24 protein-coding genes are annotated in these 23,577 nt (G+C 67.3%); 12 read left to right on the forward strand and 12 right to left on the reverse strand.

From position 1 onward, the window contains the following. Positions 1-46: 46 nt before the first annotated feature. Positions 47-1,204 (reverse strand): glycogen synthase, encoded by a 1,158-nt coding sequence (gene glgA, locus ACQPW1_RS42115; protein ID WP_433665491.1) that lies wholly within the window; start codon positions 1,202-1,204, stop codon positions 47-49. A 138-nt stretch (positions 1,205-1,342) separates the two neighbouring features. On the opposite strand from glgA, the gene glgC reads away from it, so the two are divergent. The 3 genes from glgC to ACQPW1_RS42130 are packed head-to-tail and all read left to right on the forward strand — an operon-like array spanning position 1,343 to position 4,289. Next, positions 1,343-2,557, forward strand: coding sequence for a glucose-1-phosphate adenylyltransferase (glgC, locus tag ACQPW1_RS42120; RefSeq protein WP_433658825.1), 1,215 nt, complete (start codon positions 1,343-1,345; stop codon positions 2,555-2,557). A 45-nt stretch (positions 2,558-2,602) separates the two neighbouring features. Continuing rightward, positions 2,603-3,109 carry a hypothetical protein gene (locus tag ACQPW1_RS42125; RefSeq protein ID WP_433658827.1) on the forward strand — a complete coding sequence of 169 codons (507 nt, stop codon included), beginning with the start codon at positions 2,603-2,605 and terminating at the stop codon, positions 3,107-3,109. A 13-nt stretch (positions 3,110-3,122) separates the two neighbouring features. Continuing rightward, entirely contained in the window at positions 3,123-4,289 is a 1,167-nt protein-coding gene (locus ACQPW1_RS42130) for a DUF6545 domain-containing protein (protein ID WP_433658829.1), read from the forward strand. Here the strand turns inward: ACQPW1_RS42130 and ACQPW1_RS42135 are convergent. The 3 genes from ACQPW1_RS42135 to ACQPW1_RS42145 all read right to left on the reverse strand — a co-directional run bounded on the left by ACQPW1_RS42135 (position 4,267) and on the right by ACQPW1_RS42145 (position 5,831). After that, positions 4,267-4,494: a hypothetical protein gene (locus ACQPW1_RS42135; RefSeq protein ID WP_433658831.1), complete on the reverse strand. Its 228-nt coding sequence runs from the start codon at positions 4,492-4,494 to the stop codon at positions 4,267-4,269. The genes ACQPW1_RS42130 and ACQPW1_RS42135 overlap by 23 nt on opposite strands. Before the next feature lie 391 nt (positions 4,495-4,885). Next, entirely contained in the window at positions 4,886-5,116 is a 231-nt protein-coding gene (locus tag ACQPW1_RS42140) for a hypothetical protein (RefSeq protein WP_433658833.1), read from the reverse strand. An 82-nt stretch (positions 5,117-5,198) separates the two neighbouring features. After that, positions 5,199-5,831, reverse strand: coding sequence for an O-methyltransferase (locus ACQPW1_RS42145; protein WP_433658835.1), 633 nt, complete (start codon positions 5,829-5,831; stop codon positions 5,199-5,201). Positions 5,832-6,128: 297 nt separating this feature from the next. On the opposite strand from ACQPW1_RS42145, the gene sigE reads away from it, so the two are divergent. The 9 genes from sigE (at position 6,129) to ACQPW1_RS42190 (ending at position 14,283) form a co-directional block, all read left to right on the forward strand. After that, positions 6,129-6,788 (forward strand): RNA polymerase sigma factor SigE, encoded by a 660-nt coding sequence (gene sigE / locus ACQPW1_RS42150; protein WP_433658837.1) that lies wholly within the window; start codon positions 6,129-6,131, stop codon positions 6,786-6,788. 63 nt (positions 6,789-6,851) lie between these two features. Next, the gene (locus ACQPW1_RS42155; protein WP_433658839.1) at positions 6,852-7,241 is read left to right on the forward strand and encodes a hypothetical protein; all 390 of its coding nucleotides are present in this window, start codon (positions 6,852-6,854) and stop codon (positions 7,239-7,241) included. Positions 7,242-7,251: 10 nt separating this feature from the next. Next, entirely contained in the window at positions 7,252-8,805 is a 1,554-nt protein-coding gene (locus tag ACQPW1_RS42160; RefSeq protein WP_433658841.1) for a trypsin-like peptidase domain-containing protein, read from the forward strand. A 33-nt stretch (positions 8,806-8,838) separates the two neighbouring features. Further along, on the forward strand, positions 8,839-9,255 hold the full coding sequence (tatB, locus tag ACQPW1_RS42165; RefSeq protein ID WP_433658843.1) for a Sec-independent protein translocase protein TatB: 417 nt from the start codon (positions 8,839-8,841) through the stop codon (positions 9,253-9,255). Between the two features lie 92 nt (positions 9,256-9,347). Beyond that, entirely contained in the window at positions 9,348-10,205 is an 858-nt protein-coding gene (locus ACQPW1_RS42170) for a hypothetical protein (protein ID WP_433658844.1), read from the forward strand. Positions 10,206-10,355: 150 nt separating this feature from the next. After that, the gene (locus ACQPW1_RS42175) at positions 10,356-10,919 is read left to right on the forward strand and encodes a hypothetical protein (RefSeq protein ID WP_433658846.1); all 564 of its coding nucleotides are present in this window, start codon (positions 10,356-10,358) and stop codon (positions 10,917-10,919) included. 22 nt (positions 10,920-10,941) lie between these two features. Then, positions 10,942-11,163 (forward strand): hypothetical protein, encoded by a 222-nt coding sequence (locus ACQPW1_RS42180; RefSeq protein ID WP_433658848.1) that lies wholly within the window; start codon positions 10,942-10,944, stop codon positions 11,161-11,163. A gap of 100 nt (positions 11,164-11,263) precedes the next feature. After that, positions 11,264-12,331, forward strand: coding sequence for an XdhC family protein (locus tag ACQPW1_RS42185; RefSeq protein WP_433665492.1), 1,068 nt, complete (start codon positions 11,264-11,266; stop codon positions 12,329-12,331). Positions 12,332-12,486: 155 nt separating this feature from the next. After that, positions 12,487-14,283, forward strand: a complete 1,797-nt coding sequence (locus tag ACQPW1_RS42190) for a transposase (RefSeq protein WP_433665152.1) — start codon at positions 12,487-12,489, stop codon at positions 14,281-14,283. A 118-nt stretch (positions 14,284-14,401) separates the two neighbouring features. Here ACQPW1_RS42190 and ACQPW1_RS42195 read toward each other — a convergent pair whose 3' ends face one another. The 8 genes from ACQPW1_RS42195 to ACQPW1_RS42230 all read right to left on the reverse strand — a co-directional run bounded on the left by ACQPW1_RS42195 (position 14,402) and on the right by ACQPW1_RS42230 (position 23,577). Then, positions 14,402-16,642 carry a xanthine dehydrogenase family protein molybdopterin-binding subunit gene (locus tag ACQPW1_RS42195; RefSeq protein WP_433658850.1) on the reverse strand — a complete coding sequence of 747 codons (2,241 nt, stop codon included), beginning with the start codon at positions 16,640-16,642 and terminating at the stop codon, positions 14,402-14,404. Further along, positions 16,639-17,646: an FAD binding domain-containing protein gene (locus ACQPW1_RS42200; protein WP_433658852.1), complete on the reverse strand. Its 1,008-nt coding sequence runs from the start codon at positions 17,644-17,646 to the stop codon at positions 16,639-16,641. Before ACQPW1_RS42200 ends, ACQPW1_RS42195 begins: the two co-directional genes overlap by 4 nt. Next, positions 17,643-18,176 (reverse strand): (2Fe-2S)-binding protein, encoded by a 534-nt coding sequence (locus tag ACQPW1_RS42205; RefSeq protein ID WP_433658854.1) that lies wholly within the window; start codon positions 18,174-18,176, stop codon positions 17,643-17,645. The genes ACQPW1_RS42200 and ACQPW1_RS42205 overlap by 4 nt, the downstream gene beginning before the upstream one ends. A gap of 215 nt (positions 18,177-18,391) precedes the next feature. Next, complete coding sequence (locus ACQPW1_RS42210; RefSeq protein ID WP_433658856.1) at positions 18,392-19,345, reverse strand: glucosyl-3-phosphoglycerate synthase; 954 nt, start codon at positions 19,343-19,345, stop codon at positions 18,392-18,394. Further along, positions 19,342-20,226, reverse strand: coding sequence for a dihydropteroate synthase (folP, locus tag ACQPW1_RS42215; protein WP_433658858.1), 885 nt, complete (start codon positions 20,224-20,226; stop codon positions 19,342-19,344). Before folP ends, ACQPW1_RS42210 begins: the two co-directional genes overlap by 4 nt. A gap of 116 nt (positions 20,227-20,342) precedes the next feature. Continuing rightward, the gene (locus tag ACQPW1_RS42220) at positions 20,343-22,112 is read right to left on the reverse strand and encodes a long-chain-acyl-CoA synthetase (RefSeq protein ID WP_433658860.1); all 1,770 of its coding nucleotides are present in this window, start codon (positions 22,110-22,112) and stop codon (positions 20,343-20,345) included. Between the two features lie 113 nt (positions 22,113-22,225). Beyond that, positions 22,226-22,774, reverse strand: coding sequence for a TIGR00730 family Rossman fold protein (locus ACQPW1_RS42225; protein ID WP_433658862.1), 549 nt, complete (start codon positions 22,772-22,774; stop codon positions 22,226-22,228). Beyond that, positions 22,768-23,577 carry a TIGR00730 family Rossman fold protein gene (locus ACQPW1_RS42230; RefSeq protein WP_433658864.1) on the reverse strand — a complete coding sequence of 270 codons (810 nt, stop codon included), beginning with the start codon at positions 23,575-23,577 and terminating at the stop codon, positions 22,768-22,770. The genes ACQPW1_RS42225 and ACQPW1_RS42230 overlap by 7 nt, the downstream gene beginning before the upstream one ends.

Genomic DNA, 23,577 nt, shown 5'->3' on the forward strand with positions numbered 1-23,577 from the left:
ACCGAAGGTCGCTTTCGGTCGATTTGACTGGGGGCTGGTGCAGAACTCAAGACTTGCGGACCAGCTCGTAGACGCCGACAGTCTGCTCCGCGATCTTGGACCAGTCGAATTCTGCGATTGCCCTCGCCCGTCCGGCGGCACCGAACTCGGCGGCCAGCACCGGATCACCGGCGACCTCGTTGACGGCCGCGGCCAAGGCCTGCTCGTACTCCTCGGCCGCACTCGGGTCGTAATGCACCAGCCGCCCGGTACTGCCGTCGCCGACCACCTCGGGGATGCCGCCGACGTCCGAGGCGACCACCGCGGTCGCGCACGCCATCGCCTCGAGATTCACGATGCCGAGCGGCTCGTACACCGACGGGCACACGAACACCGTTGCGGCGGCCAGGATCTGCCGGATCTGCTCGGTGGGCAGCATCTCGCGCACCCAGAACACATTGCCGCGACGGCGTTGCAGTTCCTCGACCGCAGCGGCCGTCTCGGCCTCCAGCTCCTTGGTGTCCGGCGCGCCTGCACATAGGACCAGCTGGATGTCCGGATCGAAGTCGCGGGCCGCGGCGAGCAGATGCCCGACGCCCTTCTGCCGGGTGATCCGCCCGACGAACGCCACGATCGGCCGGTCCGTCCGCACGCCCAGCACGGCCAGCACCGGCCGCGCGCCCGCCGCCACCGGTCCCGGGTACCACATGCCCGCGTCGATACCGTTGTGCACGACGTGCACCCGGTCCGGGTCGACCGCGGGATAGGCGTCGAGCACGTCGTGCCGCATGCCCTCGCTCACCGCGATGATCGCGTCCGCGTGCTCGACCGCGTTGCGTTCCGACCAGGAGGAAAGCCGATACCCACCGCCGAGCTGTTCGGCCTTCCACGGCCGTCGTGGCTCCAGCGAATGCGCGGTCAATACGTGTGGGATGCCGTAGAGCGTGGCCGCCAGGTGCCCGGCCAGGCCGGTGTACCAGGTATGCGAATGCACGACGTCCACCTGCCCGGCGGCGTCGGCCATGCGCAGCTGCGCGGACATCATCTGCAGTGCGGCGTTGGCGGCGTAGAGCTGCGGATCTGGTTGGTGCACCACGGCATCGGTGCGCGCGACGCCCATGCAATGCACGGTGACCTCACACAGTCGCCGCAACTGCGCGGTCAACTGCGTCACATGTACCCCGGCCCCGCCGTATACCTCCGGCGGGTACTCGCGGGTCAGCATGGCGACCCGAAGCCGGTTCTGCGCGCCGGAATCCGCCGTCGAGCGCCCGGTGTCCGTGCCGAAACTCACCAGGTTCAAAGTAGACGTTCACCTCCGCTGGGGCCACTCGCGCGCCGGTTACCCGGTAGTTTGACAGGTGTGAGGAGCCAGCCGCACGTACTCGGGATCGTGCTCGCCGGTGGCGAGGGCAAGCGACTCTTTCCACTCACGGCGGATCGCGCCAAACCGGCGGTGCCGTTCGGCGGCGCGTATCGACTGATCGATTTCGTACTCAGTAACCTGGTCAACGCGGGTTTCCTGCGCCTGTGCGTGCTCACCCAGTACAAGTCGCACTCGCTGGATCGGCACATCTCGCAGACCTGGCGACTGTCCGGTTTCGGGGGCGAATACATCACCCCGGTGCCCGCGCAGCAGCGGCTCGGCCCGCGCTGGTACACCGGCAGCGCCGACGCGATCATGCAGTCGCTGAACCTGATCTATGACGAAGACCCCGACTACATCGTGGTTTTCGGCGCCGACCACGTGTACCGGATGGATCCGGAGCAGATGGTCAACCATCACATCGAATCCGGCGCGGGCGTCACCGTCGCAGGCATCCGGGTGCCGCGCAGCGAGGCCAGCGCGTTCGGCTGCATCGACTCCGACGAGTCCGGCTTGATCACCCAGTTCCTGGAGAAGCCCGCGCACCCGCCCGGCACGCCCGATGATCCCAATGTCACTTTTGCGTCAATGGGCAACTACGTCTTCACCACCAAGGTGCTGGTGGATTCGATCAAAGCCGACGCGGACAACTCCGACTCCGATCACGACATGGGCGGCGACATCATCCCGGCGCTGGTCGCCGCGGGCCAGGCCGGCGTCTACGACTTCGCCGACAACGACGTGCCCGGCGCGACCGAACGCGACCGCGGCTACTGGCGCGACGTCGGCACCATCGACGCGTTCTACGACGCGCACATGGACTTGGTCTCGGTGCACCCGGTCTTCAACCTGTACAACCGGCACTGGCCGATTCGCGGCGCCGCCGAGAACCTGCCGCCCGCCAAGTTCGCCCAGGGCGGGCTGGCGCAGGAGTGCATCGTCGGCGCGGGCAGCATCCTGTCCGCCGCCACGGTCCGCAATTCGGTGCTCAGTTCCAATGTCGTGATCGACGACGGCGCGACCGTCGAGGGCAGCGTGCTGATGCCGGGTGTCCGGATCGGTCGCGGCGCGGTGGTGCGCCGGGCCATCCTGGACAAGAACGTGGTGGTCGGCGAGGGCGAGATCATCGGCGTCGACCTGGCACGTGATCGCGAGCGGTTTGCCGTCAGCAATGGCGGCGTCGTCACCGTTGGCAAGGGCGTTTGGGTGTAGCGAAACATTGGACAGCAAGGGCATTCGGCCCGGAAGATAGTTCCTATGATCAGGCGCGAACAGTCCGATCCCGCGCTGAAACAGGTCCGCACGCTTGTCGCGTCGCTCGACGTGCCGCGGCCGTGGCCGTGGCATCTGCAGACCTTCGTCGATCGGGTCGCGACCTCGCTCGGCAAGCCGATCATCCTGTCCCCGCAACCCGATCTGACGGCCAAGGGATTCCCGTGCGGGGTGGTGATCGAACGCCCCGACAGCGTCGTCGTCACCTATGACGCGGCGAGTTCCGGCTATCACACCGACCACATCGTGCTGCACGAAATCGCGCACCTGCTGCTGGATCACGCGGGCTACGTCTCCCCGACGTCTCGTCATCGAACGCTGAAGCAGTTGTTCGCCGAAATCGACACGGACGTGGTGCTCCGAGTGCTGGCGCGCACCGACTACGACGATATTCTGGAGAGCCAGGCGGAACTGTTCGCGTCGCTGGTGATGTCCGAAACCGATGCTCCCCGTTCGGGTTCCGTGCTCGGCCGGGCGATCTTCCAAAGGTAGCGGGCACTCGCCGATGCTGCCGAGCGCCCTGACGCTGCCGATCACGGTGGCCGCCTGGCTGGTGCTGACCATCCGCCTGCTGCGGTTCCGCGCCACGCTGGTCGACCGTCGATTCAACATGATGCTCGCGTTGTTGACCGAGATCCTCACCACCCACGAACCGACACTGCGCGAGCAGCTCAGTGCACTCACCGGCGGGTGGCTGAGCATCGGGTTGATCTACCAGCTCGGTGCCATCGGGTTCATGCTGACCGCCGCGACGAGCCTGCTGCTCGCGGCCGAGATGCTCGGCCGGACGCCGTCGGCCGTCGCGGTCTACGGGCTGGCGGGCGCGTCCTGCGTGGTGGCGCTGATCTGTAGTGGACCGGCGCAGGGGCCGAGCCCGGCGACGATGTACGAGCAACCGGGGTGGGGGCAGTTCGGCTTCTGGTTGGCCCTGGCGCCGATGTCCTACTGGATGGTCTTCTACAGCGGCAGCGTGTGCGTGGCCGAAATGCGCAAGCAGCACGCACGCCGCGAACGCACCCTGCACGCCATGTTTCTCGGGACCACGCTCACCGTCTTCATGATGTTCAGCCTGACTCTGGTCAGCACGGGCCTGCGGTCGTTCGGGCACGAGAACTGGCTGACGCGTGCGCAAATCGTCATCGATAGCAACGCCGTGTTCGTCCAGGTCCTGCCGTTCTTCGCGATCGGCATCGTCTCCGTGGTGTTCCGGCTCATCCACCGGACCGGACTCGATACTTGGTCGCGCCGCCGAAAGCGGCTGCTGCCGTTGTGGTCCGACCTCACCGCGGCCTGCCCCGAGATCGTGCATCGCATCTCGACACCGGCCACCGCGCACCAGAGCCGATACTTCCTGCACCGCACCGTCATCGAGATCCGCGACAGCGTGCTCATCCTGGCCAGGTACGCCACCCCGATACCGGCGCATCTACAGGCAGAGATCGTCAAGACCACGGGCCCCGAACGCGAAGCACTCGATCTCGCGGTGCGCCTGGTGCGTGCCTGCGCCGCCAAGACCCGTGGCGACGTTCCGGCGGGCACCGGCTCGTTGCAGCACTGTGCCGGTGCCAATCTGGCGGAGGAGGCCGCCGGGCTCGCCGCCATCGCCGCGCAGTGGTCGCGCGCTCACGCCCTGGTGGACGACGCGACGGTCAGAGCGGCGGCGCGGGCGTAGCCGGGCAGAACGGCGCGCAGGGGCCCGGTGTGCGCGGCACGGTCGATTTCGACGGTTGGCCGAAGTCGGCGGTGCTGACCAGGTAGACGACCATGATCGCGGCGACCAGGACAAGGGCGAAGGCGATCAACGCCCCGCCCCAGTGAATCTGCGGGCGCCCGTCGTCATCGTTGTTGTTGCTGTTGTTCAGGATGTAGTAGATCACTCGGATCGCACCTCTTCCGCATGCCCGCGCAGGGCATCACCTCTCTGGTATCGGACGTGCTGTGAGCAGCATGCTCCTCGAATCGCCGCGCTGTTGCTGTATTCGCCGAGTCGGCCGGAACGGCGCCGGTGACCGGCCCACCCCTCCGGGGTCGGTCACCAACGATCCGGCAAGCCAACGCAGGCGCGTTCGTGCTCCGGCCTCCCCTTCCTCGAACGCGACCTGTCGAAGGCGAACCGGCCATCGTACATCCGTTGCGGGCCTTTGTTTTCCGTGACCTGTCACACAATGAGCCGCGCAAACGCCCAGCACGACAAGCGGATTCGCGAACCGTCCGGACAGTAGGAAATCCACGCATCACCGGCCGGTACGCGTGGATCGGAAGGGTGAGCTACTGGCTTGGCGCGGGCGGCGCCGTGCAGAACGGCTCGCACGACCCGTGCGTCGGCGTGACTTTCGCTGGGCCGGTATCGAAATCGGCGTTACTCACCACCACCATCGCGACCACCGCGACGACAATGATCAAGCCGAAGAAGATCAGCGCGGGCCGCAGCCAACTCGATCGAGTTTCCAAGACGGTGTGGCCGATGTGGCCGATTTCGAACAGTTCGTGCCCACGCATTGCGGTACCTCCGCCACCTGAATACCCGGCGCAGGACAAGAAAACCGCGATGTCGGTACGGATTCCGAGCGGTGCGGCGCGGCTAACCGCGCGAGGCGCAGAGCAACCCGTCGCCGACCGGAATCAGCACACTGGTGAGTTCCGGATCCTCGGCGATCGCCCGGGTGGCCGCGCGGACGGCCTGGGTCGCCGGATCACGTTGCGCCGCATCGGGTACCCGCCCGCCCAGCAACGCGTTGTGCAGCAGAATCGCGCCGCCCGCCCGCAGCAGCCGCACCGCCTGGGTGACGTACTGCGGATGCTCCAGCGGCGCCGCATCAATGAACACCAAGTCGTATGCGCCGTCGGCGAGCCGGGGTAGCACGTCCAGCGCGCGGCCGTTGATCAGCCGGGTGCGCGCGGGCACGATCTCGGCGGCGCGGAAAGCCTCCTTGGCAGCGCGCTGATGCTCCGGCTCGGAATCGATGGTGGTGAGCGTGCCGTCCTCGCGCATGCCGTCGAGCAGCCACAGCCCGCTGATTCCGGCGCCGGTACCCACCTCGACCACGGCTTTGGCGTCGAGCAGCTGCGCGTACATGCTCAGCAGGGCGCCCACCGAGGGCGGCACCGGCACGGCACCGAGTTCGGTGGACCGTTCGCGCGCACTGACGAGGATCTCATCTTCTACGACGGATTCCTCCACGTAGGCGAGATTTCGCTCCAAATTCGATGCCACGCCTATGAGGTTAATGCTGGGCGCCTGGTATGCGCGTTCCGAAGGACCCGCGCCGCCGAGCAATCTCCCCGCCAGTTTTCTCAGGTGTCCCTCAGCATCTCCATATCCAGGCCATATCAGGACAGGAAAGAGTAGGGGCAACGCAAGACCAACAGACCGGCTCGACACGGGACACGGGAACAACGACAGACAGGTTGTCGGTTGTATCCCAACGTAACGGTTTCAGGTCCGAAAGAGATTTCGGATCGAAGCTGAGTTCCGAGTTTACGGTCCCTAGTAGGAGGTAGCCCCATCCACATGGTCGATGCGGCGCGTGAGCACGCCAACCTGCCAGAGCAGATTCTGCCGATCGAGTCCGACGCCGCCGAGGAGGCCGTCGATCTCACCGGTACCGCTGCTTTCGATGCCACCGGCGACCGGGCGGCCATGCCGTCCTGGGACGACCTGGTCCGCGAACACGCCGACCGTGTCTACCGGCTGGCCTACCGTCTTTCCGGCGACGCACAGGACGCCGAGGATCTCACCCAGGACACGTTCATCCGGGTGTTCCGCTCGCTGTCCAGCTACCAGCCGGGCACCTTCGAGGGCTGGTTGCACCGCATCACCACGAACCTGTTCCTCGACATGGTCCGTCGCCGCAACCGCATCCGGATGGAGGCGCTGCCCGAGGACTACGACCGGGTCCCGTCCGAGGGTCCCGACCCGGAACAGGCCTACCACGATGCCCGTCTCGACCCGGATCTGCAGCGCGCGCTGGATTCGCTCGCGCCGGAATTCCGCGCCGCGGTCGTGCTGTGTGACATCGAAGGACTCTCCTACGAGGAGATCGGCGCTACGCTCGGCGTGAAACTCGGCACCGTGCGCAGCCGGATTCATCGCGGGCGACAGGCACTGCGCGACTACCTTGCGCATAATGGAAGTGAGCAGCGGTTCGCCGCTGAAGCAAGTATCGGGTGAGCTGGACGAAAGCCGGCATCGCCCTACGGATCGGATGATGTCGGTTGGAAGGGTGAGCACCGAATGAGTGGCGACTCCAGCACGCCCGGTCGTCGTCCGCCTCGTTTCCGTCCCACCGAGCATCTGGCCAGCGAGGCGATCGCGGCCTATGTGGACGGCGAGTTGCGGATGAACGCCTATCTGCGTGCCGCCCAACATCTTTCTCTGTGCCCGGAATGCGCGGCCGAGGTCGACGCGCAGCAGCAGGCGCGTATCGCGCTGCGCCAGTCGGGCCCTATCTCGATTCCGCACGGGCTGCACGACAGCCTGACCCGAATTCCGCTCGCCGATCTTCCCGGCGCCGCGTCGAGCCAAACATCGGGCACCAACGGGACTCCGCGCAACGAGGCAGTTTTCGGCTTTCTCACCGATTCGTTTGCCGCGACTCGGTGGACAACGTGGTGGCGCAAGTAGAGTTTCCCGGGTGACGACGGAATCGACGAATACCGGATCGGCCGAGACCCCGGATCGAGTCCAGGGCAGGCTCTCGGATTCGGTGGCCGACAGGGGGACCCTGCGGCCGCCGGACGCGCCCGTATTGGGGCCGCGACCGGTATATCGACCCCATGTCGACAAGCACACCGCCCGCGCCTTCCGCAGGCCGGCGGGTCAGCCCGGCTCGTTCGCCGAGCCGCTCCCCCGCGGCGCGCTGCTGCAGGGCGGCCAGGATGTGCAGAACCGCCCGCCGGACACCGTGCTGGCCGAGGCCTTCGGACGCCCGGCCGGTTCCGCCGAACTCTTGCAGCGCGACCCCGACGCGGACAACGACGCCGCACCGATCGCCGGGCCCGTCGATCCGTGGCGTGATCCCGACTCCGCCGCCCGGCTCGGCGCCCCCGCGGTGCCGACCCCGAAGGCCCAGCCGCTGCCGCAGGCCCAGCGCCTCAGCGCGCGCGAGGTCCTGTTCGGCTCCCGGGTCGCCCCCAAGGCACTCGCCCTGCTCGCGCTCCTCGCGCTCGCGGTCGGCGTGCTCGGCGGCCTGGTCGGCAGGGTGACGGCCGAGCAGGCCTCGACCTTCACCTCGCCCAAGGTGACGCTGGAGCAGAGCTCGGACACCGAGCAGCCGCACAGCCAGATCGCCAAGGTCGCCAACGCGGTGCTGCCCGCCGTGGTGTCCATCCGGGTCACCGTCGGCGACAACGGCGCCACCGGTTCCGGCGTGGTGATCGACGGCCTGGGCTACATCGCGACGAACAACCACGTGGTCTCGATGGCCGCCCAGGACAAGACCAACCGGGCCGCCATCCAGGTCCAGTTCTCCGACGGCACCCGGGTGCCCGCGCACATCGTCGGGCGTGACCCGAAGTCCGACCTGGCCGTGCTCAAGGTCGATGTGAAGAACCTCACCGTGGCCAAGCTCGGCAAGTCCGGCGACGTCCAGGTCGGCGACGAGGTGCTGGCCATCGGCTCCCCGCTCGGCCTGAGCAAGACGGTCACCTCCGGCATCGTCAGCGCGCAGCACCGCCCGGTGAAGCTGCAGGGCGAAGGCAGCGACACCAACGCGGTGATCGACGCGGTGCAGACCGACGCCTCGATCAACCCGGGTAACTCCGGTGGCGCGCTGGTGGACATGGAGGGCCGGGTCATCGGCATCAACACCGCGATCCGCAGCGAGACCGGCGGCTCTGTCGGCCTCGGCTTCGCCATCCCGGTGGACCGGGTCACCGAGGTGGCCCAGATCCTGATCAAGGACGGCTCGATCCACCACCCGACGATGGGCGTCAGCCTGCGCAGCAAGGTGGTCGCGAACGAGCAGATGAGCGGCGCCGAGGTGGCCGACGTGGTGGCGGGCGGTCCGGCGGCCAAGGCCGGCATCGTGGAGAAGGACGTCATCGTGAAGGTCGGCGATCGCGAGGTGACCGGTCCGGACGAACTCGTCGTCGCGGTGCAGGCACGCAATATCGGCGACACGGTGAACGTGGTGTTGATCCGCGACGGCAGGCAAGTGGACGTCCCGGTCACCCTGGAATCCGACTGAACCGCTGGTCGAATAGCCGGGTAGCCTGAGGACGTGTTCAGCAATATCGGCTGGAGCGAGATGATGATCCTGCTCGTCGCCGCCCTCGTGATCCTCGGACCGGAGCGACTGCCCGGCGCGGTTCGCTGGACCACGCGCAGCCTGCGTCAGGTGCGCGACTACGCCAGCGGCGCGACCGCGCAACTGAAGGACGAGCTCGGCCCGGAGTTCGAAGACCTCCGCAAGCCGCTGGCCGACCTGAACGAGCTGCGCGGCATGAGCCCGCGCTCGATGGTCACCAAACACCTTCTGAACGGCGACGATTCGATCTTCCGCAACATGGAGGACGCGCTGCCGGACAAGAAGGACATCTACGGCACCAGCAGCGGCATGCCGGACTATCCGATGCCCAAGCTGGAAAAACCGTTGGAGCGCAACGAACGTCCGCCGATCGACACCGACGCGACTTAAGCCCACACGCACTGGCGCAAACGCGTCACGAGAAGGGTGCAGTGTCAAGAGTTCTAGACACTTTGGCCTGTCCAGCTGTCTAGACTTCCCACATGTCGGCCGATGACGTGGCGCGCGTTTTCGCGATCGAGGACAAGGTCGAGCGACTGAAGGCGGCCACCGATGGTGTGGCTGCGGCCCAGCAGACCATCAATGAGCTCACCAGGATCCGTCGTGCGGTGATTCGGGAGCTACACGCCGAAGGCTGGACCTTCGCCAGAATCGGTGCGGCAGCCGGGCTTTCCCGCGCGCGCATCCATCAGGTGAGCACGCAGGGTCCGGCGCCGGAGGGTCTGTTCTTCGGGCACGGGACGCTCACGGTGCTGGTGCCGGAGGTGCGGGCGGGCCGGGTGATCGGCGCACCGGATCCCGCGGCGCCGCATCGGCTGGTCGAGCTGCTCCGCGAACTCGGCTTCACCGCCTCGATCGAACACTTCCTACCCGGGCGACCGGTCGACCTGAACCGGGACGGCCTCGTCGTGCTCGGCGGGCCGGAACTCTCGCCGAGCGTGCGTCAGCTGATCGCCGCCGACCCGCGGTTGCGGCGCGCGGTGGCCAGGGCGGGCGACGCCAGGCGCGGCATCGAGGACCGGGCCGCGCGGCGGGTCTATCGGCCGGGTGGGCCGGACCCGCACGACATCGCCTACCTGGCCCGACTGCCACGCCCGGACGGGCGCGGCTCGGTGCTGATGATCGACGGCATGCACCCGCCCGGCTCGCTGGGTGCCATCCGATTGCTCGCCACCCGGCTGGCCACCCTGCACGAACGCGCTGGTACCCACCTGTTCTCGGTGCTCGTCGCCTGCCGATTCGACCGGGCGACCGGTGAACCCCTGGAAGCCGAGCTGCTCACGCCGGTCTATCGGCACGACCCTGAAAACCGTTTGCCCGCACCGGGTATCCGTCGCTGACCTTCGCGGGCAGCAGGCGCGCGGCGGGGATGCCGCCGATGACAACCGTGACCTAATTGTGTCGCGGGTCACTCCACTCTTCCGTTCAGGAAATCTTGGTGCAATGCTTGAATAGCTAGACGTTAACTATACGTGATAGGTGAGCTCCGAATGAGTGTTGAACTTTCGATGGCGGCCAGCTCCGCCCCCACTGTTCGGACGGCGCGGCCGCAGCCTGCCCAGTCCGCGACTGTCGATGCGGCAGACCCGATCATCACGACCCACCGGGTCACCTACAGCGACCGGCTGAAGTTGTTCATCGGCGCGGGCGAAACGATCGACAACTTCCTGCGCCCGCTCCGCAGGCTGGACGGCCACCACCGCTATTCGGTGCAGCTGACCCGCCTACCCGCACCCATGCGTTCCGCCGATATCAGCCCCGCGATCAGCTCCGCCCCCGGGCAGAACTACCTGCTGTGCACTGGATCGGCGGACGCGCTGGTCGTCGAGCTCCGCACCGTCGTCGACGGCGTGGCGCACCGGTCCACGGTCGGCCGCTCGGCAGACCACACCGGCGAGCCCGACATCTGTGTGCAAGTTCCAGAGAGCATGCCCGCGCCGTGGATCTATCCGGACGAGGTATTCACGGCCGAAGACGCGGCCGAGATCTTCGCCGTCTACTTCCGCACCGGCACGGTCCCACCCGGCCTCGCGCTCCGCGAGACAACCGATTGATGCGTGACCTGAGGAGGCAGTGATGAATCTGCTCGTCACAGTCGGCGGCGCCGTACTGGCGCTCGGCCTGCTCATCCTGATCGTCACCGTGCTGCGACGACCCACCGTGTCGCCGGGGCGGCTGACCGTGGCCGCGCTGCAGGCGCGACTCGCCGAGGAGGACACCCCGGCCGAGGAAGCCGCGGAACGGCTGGTCAAGCCGGAGCTGGAGCACGCGGCCGCGCAGCAGTCCACGGAGTCCTGACTCGCGCCGCACGGCCGAATAGCTTTCGAGTAGCTAGGCTCGAGGTAACCGGTGTACCCCGGTGTGCCCGCTCGAGAGAGGAACCGTGCCTGTGCGCGCAATGCTCGAGCAATTGATAACGCTGGCGGCGCAGGGTCCCGTGGCCCTGGCCCGAGTGGTGGACACGACCGGTCCCGGACCGCGTGAGCCTGGCGCCGCGATGATCGTGACCGGCTCGGGCGAGGTGTTCGGATCGGTGTCGGGTGGTTGTGTGGAGGCCGCGGTCGTCGAGTCGGCGCGGCAGGTGCTGGCCACCGGTCACGCGGTCACCGACCGGTTCGGTTATGCCGACGGCGACGGTATCGCGGTGGGGCTGACCTGTGGCGGCGAGATCGAGGTGTTCGTCGAACGGGTGGACGCGGATCGTCTCCCGGTGTTGTCGGAGTTACGGGAGCAGATCGCGCACGGTCATCCCATCGCGCTGGCCACCAGACTGGATACCACCGCAGAGTGGAAGCTGTTGCGGACCGAGTCGGCCGAAGCCTGGCACGACGTCGATCGCGACGCACTCGCGTTGCTCACCTCGGGTCGCAGTGGCGTGGTCGGTGCCGACGAATGCGAGGGCGACGCCTCCCCGCGTCCGCGGGTTTTCGTGCAGGTCTTCGGGGCTCCCGCGCGGATGATCCTGGCGGGGGCCAATGATTTCGTGCGCGCGCTGAGTCGCACCGGTCGCCAACTCGGTTACCGGGTCACCGTCGTCGATGCCCGCGAAACCTTCGCCACCCCGGCACGATTCCCGTCCGCGCATGAGGTCGTGGTGGATTGGCCGCACCGGTACCTACGCAACGAGCAAGAGGCAGGGCGGATCGATGGCCGCACCGTGGTCTGCGTGCTCACGCACGACACCAAGTTCGACGTGCCGACGATCGCGGCGGCCTTGAGCATCGATGACATCGCCTTCGTCGGCGCTCTCGGTTCCCGTCGCACGCATGCCGAGCGCACCGAACGACTACGGGCCGCGGGCGTTACCGAAAGCAGGCTGGCGCGGCTGAAAAGCCCACTGGGCCTTGATCTCAACGCGCGCACGCCCGATGAAACGGCAATCTCCATCGCGGCCCAGATCCTCGCCGAACGCGGCAACGCCTCGGCCCGCCCCCTCGATCGAACCAACGGCCCCATCCACCGCTGACCCCGCCGCACGCTCCCTGATTTCCCGCACCGAGAATCGCATGCGATTTCCGGCGGGCTGTTGCGAAATGGTGGGTGGGTGTTGTCCGGCCGCGTAGCGGCCGGACAACAGGATTTGTGGGTTGTTGGGTGTGTCGAGGGTTGGTGATCGATGATGTGTTGGTGGCCAAGGGTTATCGCTGGGTGGATCGTGATCAGCAGTTTTTGATGCCGCCGGATATGCGTGAGTGGTTGAGTGATTCCGATCCGGTGTGGCTGGTGATCGAGGCGGTGGCGGGGTTGGACACTTCGCGGTTGCATGCCAAACGCCGCACTGGTGGTGTGGGGCGTGCGGGGTATGACCCGGATATGTTGCTGACGTTGTTGATTTGGGCGTGGGCCCAAGGCCAGCGGTCCTCGCGCAAGATCGAGTGGTTGTGCTCGCGTGATGTCACCTTCCGGGTGATCTGTGGCGGGGATGTGCCTGATCATGTGACCATTGCCCGGTTCCGTGGCGAGCTGGCTGATGTGGTGGAGGAGTTGTTCACCCAGGTCCTGGTGTTGTGCGCGCGTCTGGGTATGGGCCGGTTGGGGGTGGTGGCGATGGATTCGGTGAAGATCGCCTCGAACGCGTCGTTGAGCGCGAACCGCACCGAGGAGGGGTTGCGGGCGGCTGCTGGCGAGCAAGCCGTCGCTGATGCGGCGCGGGCGGCCGCGCGGGCGGCGGCGGCCGAGCATGCGGCCACCGATGCCGCCGAGGACGAGCAGTTCGGGCCCGATGAGCGTGGTGGGGGCATGTCCACGGAGTTGGTCGAGCCCTCGGCTCGGGCGGCGCGGATCGCTGCGGCGTTGGCGGAGTTGGAGGCTGAAAACGCCGCTCGCGCCGAGGCGCGTGAGGGGGCCGGGGCCCGTCGGCGCGAGCGTGAGCAGGCCAGGCAGGTCGCTCGTGATGCGATGGTCGCTGACTATCAGCGCCGTCGTGACGAGCGGGGGCCCCGGGTCGGGTTGCCCCCGGCCGAGATCCGGGTGCAGGTGCTGACCCGCAACTGGGAACAGGCCCGCGCCGCGCAGCAAGCCAAGATCGAGCGCTGGCTGGCGGCGGGCGGGCGCGGGCGCCGGCCCGCCCCGGTGGATGAGGAGTACGCGGTCAAACGCGTGCGCCGGGCATTGGATCGTGCGGTCGCCGCGCAGGCGGTAACCGCGCAGGCCGAGGCGGTGACCCGGGCTGGGGCGGCCCGCAAGGCCGCCGAGCGGGCCGGCAACGATAAAGACGCCCAGCGCAATATCACCGACCCCGAGTCTCGCCCGATGCCGCTGCGCGGCGGGGGATGGTTGCAGGGATTCAACTGTCAGGCCGTCACCTGCGGCGACGGACTGATCATCGCTACCGGGGTCGCCAACAATCCCAGCGACTGTCCCGCCTTCGCCGAGATGATGGGCAAGGCCGCTACCGCCGCCGACCTCATCACCGCCCACCATCCCGTAGACACACACGAAAACCCTTCTATCGCAACACTTCTCAACGACTACACGGCCGCGGTAACAGCCCCGGCCGGTCCCGACACCACTGGTGAAACCTCACCCGCCCCGATCGGAATGCTGCTCGCCGACGCCGGCTACCTGAGCACCGATAACCTCACCGCCGCCGGGCCCGCCCGGCTCATCGCCATCGGCAAACGCCGTGACCTGGCCACCGCCGCCCGCACCCGGCCCACCACCGGCCCCCCGCCCACCGACGCGCCGGTGATCGAGCAAATGGATCACCGGCTGCGCACACCAGAAGGCGCCGCCCTCTACAAACAACGCAGCCACATCGCCGAAACCCCCTTCGGCCACGCCAAACACAACCTCGGCTTCCGACGCTTCACCAGCCGCGGAACCAGCCGGGCCGCAGCAGAATTCAGCTTCCACGCCCTCGTTCACAACCTGTTCAAAGCCATCGGAACCCGCCACCTCACCCTGGCGCCCTGCTGACAAGCAGGACCGGGAGGATCTACCAACCCCGTGTTGCCGGCCACTACGCGGCCCGCAACACCAGCACCCATTTCGCAACAGCCCGCCGGTGCGGGAAATCAAGAGTGGTGCGCGAACCTCACAGGAGGTGTTCGATGCGCAGCGGGATGTCGCGGAAGCGGCGGCCGGTGGCGTGGTGGACCGCGTTGACGATGGCCGCGGCGGCGCCGATCATGCCGAGTTCGCCGATTCCCTTGACGCCCAACGGGTTCACCACGGTGTCATCGACCGCTACGAACGAGATGTCGACCTCGGGCGCGTCGGCGTTGACCGGCAGCAGATACTCCAGCAGTGACGCGTTGGCCCAGCGGCCATCTCGGGGGTCGGGCAGGGAGGCCTCCATAAGTGCTTGGGACAGGCCCCAATTCATGCCGCCCAGCACCTGACTGCGCGCCAGCTTGGCATTGAGCACCCGGCCGGGGGCGAAGGCGCCGACCATGCGGCGGACCCGGATCAGGCCGAGCTCCGGGTCGACGGCGACCTCCGCGAACTGGGCGCCGAAGCTCATCTTCCCGTACGGCGCCGAAGGGGCGGCGGGCCGCCAACTGCCGGTGGTCTCGATATCCGAAAGATGGTTCCGCTCGAGCACATCCGCGTAAGCGTCGTGCACCGACGGATCGTCGATCAGCCGCAGCACACCCTCCACCCCTTCGATCTCATCGGGCGTGCGGCCGCGCAACGGTGAGTCGATATCGGCGACCGCGATGTCGATGAGCTGAGCGAGCAGCTGGGTGCACGTGTTGTGTACCGCGGAGCTGACGGCGCTCGCACCGATCGATCCCACGGTGGCCGCGACGTTCGGGTAGTCGGTGTTGCCGATCTCGAAGCGGATGCGGTCGAACGGCATGCCCATGGCGTCGCAGGCGACCTGCGACATCGCGGTCGCGACGCCGGTGCCGAACTCCTGGGTGCCGGTCTGGACGACGAGCGAACCGTCCGAACGCAGCCGGGCGTGCGCTCGCTGTGGTTGGCCCGGTTCGTACACCGGGTAGCCCGCGGTGCCGACGCCCCAGCCGATGAGCCAGTTGCCGTCGGTGTGCGAGCCGGTCTGCTTGCGGCTATCCCAGCCGAAGCGCTCGGCCGCCAGCCGGAGGCATTCGGGGTAACCGTCTGAGCTCCACGGGTTTCCGCTCTCCGGGTCGACGGCGGCGTGGTTGCGCAGCCGCAGTTCCACCGGGTCCGCACCGAGCTGTTCGGCGAGTTCGTCGATGGCGCATTCCAGCGCGACCATGCCGCTCGCCTCACCCGGCCCGCGCATGAAGGTCGGCGTCATCGTGTTGCCCTTGATCAGCCGATACTGGCCCTCCCAGTGCGGAATTCCGTAGGCCTTGCTGGCCACCTCCAGGGACGGCTCGGCCCAGTCGTCGAAATGCGAAGTGACGGAGAGCTTGTGGTGGCGCAGTCCGGTGAACCGGCCGTCGGCGTCGCAGACGAGGGTGACGCGCTGCTCCTGCTCTTCGCGTAATCCGGTGCCGTAGAACATCTGCTCGCGGTTCAGGATCACCCGGACCGGCCTGCCCAGCTCCCGCGCGATCAGCGGGGCGAGCGTGACGTGCGGCCACATCATGGCTTTGCCGCCGAACCCGCCGCCGACGTAGTCGGTGACGACCCGCACCTTGCTCGGCGAGATGCCGAGGTACGCCGCGATGGTCAGCTGGCTGGCCACGATGCCCTGGGTGGCGTCGTAGACGGTGACCGAATCCCCGTTCCACATCGCGGCGGTGACCGAGCATTCGATCGGATTGTGGTGGTTGGCGGCGAACCGGAACGTCGCGTCGACGGTGTGCACGGCGGCCGCGCTCGCGCTCGCGAAGTCGCCGCGTGACTGGGACGCGGGAATCTGGCCCGCGAAGATGCTGTCCGGCAGGTACTGCTCGTCGCGACCATCGTCCAGGCGCACCAGCGCGGGCCGCGCGTCGTAGGTGGCCTCGACCAAGCGGGCCGCCTGTTGGGCGACCTCGAACGTGTCCGCGACCACGACGGCGATCGGCTGACCGAAGTAGTGGATCGTGGTGTCCTGCATGGGAAAGAAGGTCTGCCCGGGTGCGGGTTGACCGAACATCGACGGCAGCAACGGCACCGCCGCGACGCGCGGCAGGTTCTCGTGGGTGAGCACGGCGACCGCACCGGCGCGCAGCGCGTGGCTGACATCGATGGATGTCACTGTGCCGTTGCCGATCTCGGCGCCGACGATGACACCGTAGGCGGCGTTCGGCATCGGGATCTCGGCGGTGTAGCGGGCGGCGCCGGTGACCTTGGCGTGCCCGTCGATCCGGTCGAGCCCCTGGCCGACGAGCTTGGGTGCGGCGGGTGCACTCATTTCCGGCCTCCCCGCTGCGCAATCTGCTCGGTCACGATCTCCAGGGTGCGCACCATGGTGCGTTGGGCCAGTTCGATTTTGAACTGATTCATCGGATGGCCGTCGGCGGCGGCGAGCTCGGTGGCGGCGGCGGCCGCGAAGTTCTGCTTCGTCGCGGGCTTGCCGACCAGCAGTGCCTCGGCCATCTTGGCGCGCCACGGCTTGGTCGCCACACCGCCGAGGCCGATGCGAACATCCCGTATCTCGCCGTCCACCAGATCCAGCGCCACGGCGGCGGAAGCGGCGGCGAACTCATAGGATTCGCGGTCGCGCACCTTCAGATAGTGCGAGTTCACCGCGAATGGCAACGGCGGCACGTCGATTCGGACGATGAGCTCGTCGGCGGTGATCGGATGCTCGAGATGCGGTGTGTCGCCGGGCAACAGGAAGAAGTCGTCGAAGGCGATGGCCCGGGTGCCGCGCGGTCCCTGCACGTGCACCACGGCGTCGAGCGCGGTCAACGGGATGGCCATGTCGGAGGGATGCATGGCGAAACAGTGCTCGCTGGTGCCCAATACGGCGTTGCCGCGGTGCAGCCCATCGTGTGCGCCGCAGCCACTGCCGGGCGCCCGCTTGTTGCAGGCGAACGCGACATCGCGGAACTGCGGGCAGCGCACCCGCTGCATCAGATTGCCGCCCATCGAGGCCATATTGCGGATCTGCGCGGACGCACCCTTCCACAGGGCGATGGCCAGGAACGGAAAGCGTTCGACGACAACGGGATCGGCCGCCACCTCCCCCATCCGGACCATCGCGCCGATGCGCAGCCCGCCGTCCGGGCGGTGCTCCAGGTCGGTGAGCGGCAACCGGTTGATGTCGACGACGTTGTCCGGCTCCATCGCGCCGATCCGCAGCATGTCCACCAAAGTGGTGCCGCCCGCGAGGAATACGGTATTCGGGCGGGCGGTCACGGCGGCGAGCGCCTGGTCCACTGTCTCGGCGCGGGCAAAGGCAATGGGCTTCATCGGTTCTCCCCCATCTCGTCGCGCGCGCTCTTTATCGCGTCCCTGATGTTCTGATAGGCGGCGCAGCGGCAGATATTGCCGCTCATCCATTCGGCGATCTCTTCGTCGCTATCGGTGTGGCCCTCTTCGATGCATTTGATCGCCGACATGATCTGTCCCGGCGTGCAATACCCACACTGGAAGCCGTCGCAGCTGATGAACGCGCGCTGCACCGGGTGCAGCTCCTCCCCCTCCGCGACGCCCTCGATCGTGGTGATCTCCCGCCCCTCCACACTCAATGCCAAGGTGAGACAGGACAATTCGCGCTTGCCGTCGACCCACACCGTGCACGCGCCGCATGCGCCCTGATCGCACCCCTTCTTGGTGCCGGTGAGCCGGAGGTACTCGCGGAGGGCGTCGAGCAGGCTGACCCGAGGTTCCAGCGCCACCGGGAAAACGTGGCCGTTCACCCGCAGCGTCGCCAGCGTGTAGTCGGGACCGGCAAACTCTGGTTGCCGCGTGTCCTGCTTGGGTAGCTCACCAATAGTCATAGACGTATCTCCTGCTCATGAGCGCTCAACGGGGGCAGCATCTCTAAGTACAGAATGCGAACGTAAGACCTGAATGCCACTCTAGCGTCCAGTCAGCTAACACGCTGGCTATCGCATGAATGCGCAGATCGCATCCGTTGTCGGCCCATGACTTTCGACAAACAGCAACGAACCCGGGCACCACCGGCACCCGGGTTCGCGCGTCAGGGAGTTGCTCAGGCAGCCGCCCACTCGGGGCGCAGCGTATTCATCGGCGGGCGATCGGCCAGCGAGACCTCGGTGCTTTGCGCGGTGAAGGCGTCGCCGACCAGCGGGAACTGGGTAAGTGCGGCACCGGAGTCCTGGACACCGCTGCGGCCGAGCACGGTGCCGAGGATCTGCCTGCTCATCACCCCGAGATCCGCCAGCGGGCGGTTCCGGTGCGTGCGCACCCCGAGGTTCACCTGCCCGATCGCGGACAGGCCGAGCTGGTCGTAGGTATCGAGCAGCAACCCGATCTCCACGCCGTAGCCCGGTGCGAACGGGACCGAGGTGAGCAGCTCACGGGTGCCCGCGTATTCGCCGCCGAGCGGTTGCAGCACCTGGGAGAGCTCGGGCCGCAGCGCGGCGAGCAGCGGACGGGCGACGAGCTCGGTGACCCGGCCACCGCCGTGCGCGTCCACCGCACCGCCCTGCCGCAGCGGCCTGCGGTAGTAGGCCTTGACCAGGTGCATCGCATCGACCGTGAGCAGCGGGCCGAGCAGTTTCGGCACGAATTCGGGATCCGGGTCGATCAGGTCGGAGTCGACGAAGGCGATCAGATCGCCGCTGGTGACGGCGAGCGAGCGCCACAGCACCTCGCCCTTGCCCGGCACCGGATCCAGCTCCGGCACCGCCTGCTCGCGGCTGATCACCTCGGCGCCCGCGGCACGGGCCCGTTCGGCGGTGGCGTCGGTCGAGCCGGAATCGAGCACGATCAGCTCGTCGACCAGGGTGCCGAGCAGCGGCATGATGCTGCCCACCACGTCGGCGACGGTGTTTTCTTCGTTCAGCGCGGGCAGCACCACCGAAACGGTGCGGCCGTCTTTAGCGGCGACGAGTTCGTCGACCGACCAGTGGGGGCTGTCCCAGGTGTTTGTCGTAGCCCACGCGGGGCTGTATTCGCGGCCGTGGGGGTGGTGGAATTTCATACCAAACCTCGCAGGGTGCGTGCTGGGGGCCGGATGCCTTGGATCGCGGCGATCATGTCCACCACCCGCCGGGTCGCGGCGACTTCGTGGACTCGGAAGACTCGGGCGCCGGCGGCTGCCGACCATGCTGTTGCTGCCAATGTGCCCTCCAACCGTTCGGAAAGATCGACCCCTAGAGTCTCCCCGATGAAATCCTTGTTGCTGAGTGCCATCAAGACTGGCCACCCGGTATTTACAAGAACGTCCACTCCACGCAACAACTCGAGCCCGTGATAAGTGTTCTTGCCGAAATCATGGGTCGGATCGATCAAAATCGAATCCTTGCGCACGCCCGCGGCGACCGCGTTTTCGGCCGCCCGCACCAGAGTTTCGGTCACTTCGGCCACAATGTCGGCATAGCGGACACGATGCGGGCGGGTGCGCGGGACCGCACCGCCGGTGTGACTGCACACGATGCCGACCCCGTTTTCCGCGGCGACCGGCACCAGGTCAGGGTCGGCGCCGGACCAGGTGTCGTTGATCAGATCCGCGCCCTCTTGCACTGCGGCCAGGGCCACATCGGCGCGCCAGGTGTCGATGCTGATCAATAGCTCCGGGTACTTCGCGCGAATGGCCGCGACGAACGGGATCACCCGGCGCGATTCCTCGGCGGCGTCGACCAGCGAGCCTGGGCCCGCCTTCACGCCGCCGATATCGACTAGGTCCGCGCCCTCGTCCACCGCGCGGGCGACGGCCGCCATGGCCGCCTCGTCGGTGAAGGTGGCGCCTTTGTCGTAGAACGAATCGGGGGTGCGATTCACGATCGCCATCACCAGCGCCCGATCGGTCGCCACCGGCTTGCCGCACAGCGTAGGAAGCGGCATTGCGGTGGTACTAGACATTCTCCGACTGTACCGACCCATGTATCCCGGCACCCAGGGTGCGCGGCCTCTGGATCCGCACCGGTTCTCGGGATCCACACCCTGTGCGGACGTGGATCCGAGATGGGGCGTGCTACTCAGTTCTTCGGAGCGCGGCCTGCTGCTACTTCGGCGGGGTAGTCGTCGTAGGCGGGGACGTAGCCGTCGGAGCGGCCCGCGAGAACGTACAGGCTGCCGTCGCCGTCGGACGCGTAGCCCTGCTTGCGCAGCTCGACCTTGCGGCTCTTGAAGGTGGAGGTCTGCGCCAACTCCTTGACGACCCGGATGAACAGCGGGACGGCGTAGGTGGGTAGCTGTCGGTAGACCTGCCCGGCGATCGCCTTGCCGTCGAACTCGGTATCCGGACTCAGCGTCACCGCGGCCATGCCCGCCTTGCCGTCGGCGCCCGGCACATCTACGCCGTAGACGACCGCTTGGGAGAGCTCATGGGAATCGGTCAGCGCGCCCTCGACCTCGGTGGTCGCGACATTCTCACCCTTCCAGCGGAAGGTGTCGCCGAGCCGGTCCACGAAGGCGATGTGATGCCAGCCCTGGTTGCGAACGAGATCGCCGGTGTCGAACCAGATGTCGCCCTGCGCGAAGCCGTCACGAACCAGCTTCGCCTCGGAGGCCGCCTTGTCGGTGTAGCCGTCGAACGGCGAGCGGTCGGTGACCTTGGACAGCAGCAACCCGACACCGCCGGTGCCGACCCTGCGCAACCGGCCGTCCTTGCCGCGCTTGACTTTTCCGGTCTCGTCGTCGTATTCGACCACCGCGTACGGCAGCGGTCCGAAGCCCGCGGTGCGGTCGACGCTGAACGCGTTGATGAAGGCGATATTGGCTTCGCTGGCACTGTAGAACTCGACGATTCGATTGATGCCGAAGCGGTTCTTGAACTCGTCCCACAGTTCCGGGCGCAGCCCGTTGCCGACCGCGAGCCGGACCTTGTGCTGCCGGTCGGTCGGCTTCGCGGGCTGATTCAACAGGTAACGGCACAGCTCACCGATGTAGATGAAACCCGTTGCCTCCTCGCGGATCACCTCGTCCCAGAACCGGGATACGGAGAACTGCCTGCCGAGTGCGAAGGTGCTGCCGGAGCCGATCACCGCCGACAGCGCGACGGTCATCGCGTTGTTGTGGTACAGCGGCAGGCAGCAGTACAGGGTGTCGTTGCCGCGTAGGCGAATTCCGAGTCCGGCGATGCCCGCCAAGCTCTTGGTCCAGCGCAGGTGCGTCATCACGCTGGCCTTGGGCAGGCCCGTCGTACCGGAGGTGAAGATGAGGAAAGCGCGTTCCTTGGCGGTGATTTCCGCGCACACCGGCGGGTCGGTGGCGTCCGCCTCCCGGGCGGCAGCTTGCAAATCGTTGGCGGCCAACACATTCGCGAGCGGCTCGGCCAGCGAGTCCAGCGCTTCCTTGCATTCCTCGCCGACCACGTTGAGCACGCTGTTCAGCAGGCCGAAGCTGTGCGCGAGCACCTGATCGCGCTGGTGATGATTGAGCAGGCCGACGGTGGCGCCGAGTTTCACCGAAGCCAGTGCGGTGAACAGGGTTTCGGGCCGGTTGGTCATCAGCAAGCCGACCACGTTGCCGCGCTGCACACCGCGCGCGGCCAGCACCGCGGCGTAGCGGTTCACCTCGGCATTGGCCTCCCGGTAGGTGTAGGCGGTGCCTTCGAAGCGCAGGAACAGGCGGTCCGGATGCCGATGCGCGGCGCGCTGAAAGTACAGCCCGACTGAGGATTTGTCGTCCGGCTTGATCAGCATGCCCGCCGCGTTGCGCAGCATGCTCGGTGCCTCGAGCGCCATCGCGGGCAGGTTTCTGGCCAGACTGAATAGGCTCACCGTCGAGCGGCCGTCAGAACTCATGACTGCGCCTCGCTGGCGCTCGGCTCCGTCATGAGTTCTGTGGAAGCTGTGTCTTCGGTTCGCTCGCTACGCTCACTCACTGTTCCAAGGTCTCCTCATCAAGAACGAACTGCTCACGCCTCCAAAGCCGCGAAGGCGGACGAAAGATCGGTGACCACGGTGATGCGGTCCATGGCGGGTTGGGGCACGAACTTACGGTCGTAGAGTTCGTCGAGCCACTGGAAAAGGCCTCGGTAGAAGCCGTTCGGGTCCAACAACACCACCGGCTTATTGTGCTGTCCCAGATAGCCTCCGGTCCAGGTTTCGAAGAACTCCTCGAGGGTGCCGATGCCGCCGGGCAGGGTGAGGAAGGCGTCGGCGCGATCCTCCATGATCTGTTTGCGCTGCCGCATGGTGTCGGTGACGACCAGTTCGTCGGCATCGACATCGGCGACCTCGCGGTGCACCAGATGCTTCGGGATCACCCCAATGGTGTTCGCGCCGCCGGCCCTGGCCGCGGTCGCCACCTCGCCCATCATCGAGACGTTGCCGCCACCGGACACCAATTGCCAACCGCGCCGGGCGATCTCGGTGCCGACCTGGGCGGCCAGCGCAAGATAGGCGGGGTCGGCGGTGCTTGCGGAACAGTAGACACAGACGGAGTAGGGCTGCTCGCTCACCACTGGTCCTCCGTGCCCAGCGCGTCCTCCGCGCCGTTGCCCTCCGCGCTGGCCAGGATGATCTGCACGACCTCCTCCACGCTGTCGGTGACGTGGATCAGGCCGAGGTCACCGGGCGAGATCTTGCCCGAGCCGCCGAGCGAATCACGCAGCCAATCGACCAGGCCGGACCAATACCTGCTGCCGAACAGGATGATCGGGAACCGGGTGATCTTGCGGGTCTGCACCAGGGTGAGCGCCTCGAACAACTCGTCCAGGGTGCCGAAGCCGCCGGGCAGGCAGATGAACGCCTCCGAGTACTTCACGAACATCGTCTTGCGGACGAAGAAGTAGCGGAAGTTGATGCCGAGATCGACCCAGTCGTTGAGGCTCTGCTCGAACGGCAGCTCGATGCCGAGGCCGATCGAATAGCCGCCCGCCTCGCAGGCGCCGCGGTTGGCGGCCTCCATCGCGCCGGGACCGCCGCCGGTGATCACCGCGAAACCGGCCTTGGCCAGCGCCGCGCCGATCGCCCGGCCCGCCTGGTATTCCGGATGGTCCGGGCCGGTGCGCGCCGAACCGAAGACGGTGACCGCGCGCGGCACCTCGGCCAGCGCGCCGAAACCCTCGACGAACTCGGCCTGGATGCGCAGCACGCGCCACGGGTCGGTGTGTACCCAATCGGTGTCGCCGCGCCGGTCCAGTAAATTCCGATCGGCGGTGCCGGTCCCGTCCTTGCGGTCGCGGCGGAGCATGATCGGCCCGCGGAACTTGGCTGTCGACTTCTGCGAATTGGCAACCTCGCGGTCAGCGGCGTCGGTGGACAT

The organism is Nocardia sp. CA-128927, assembly GCF_050955855.1.
Classification (GTDB): Bacteria; Actinomycetota; Actinomycetes; order Mycobacteriales; family Mycobacteriaceae; genus Nocardia.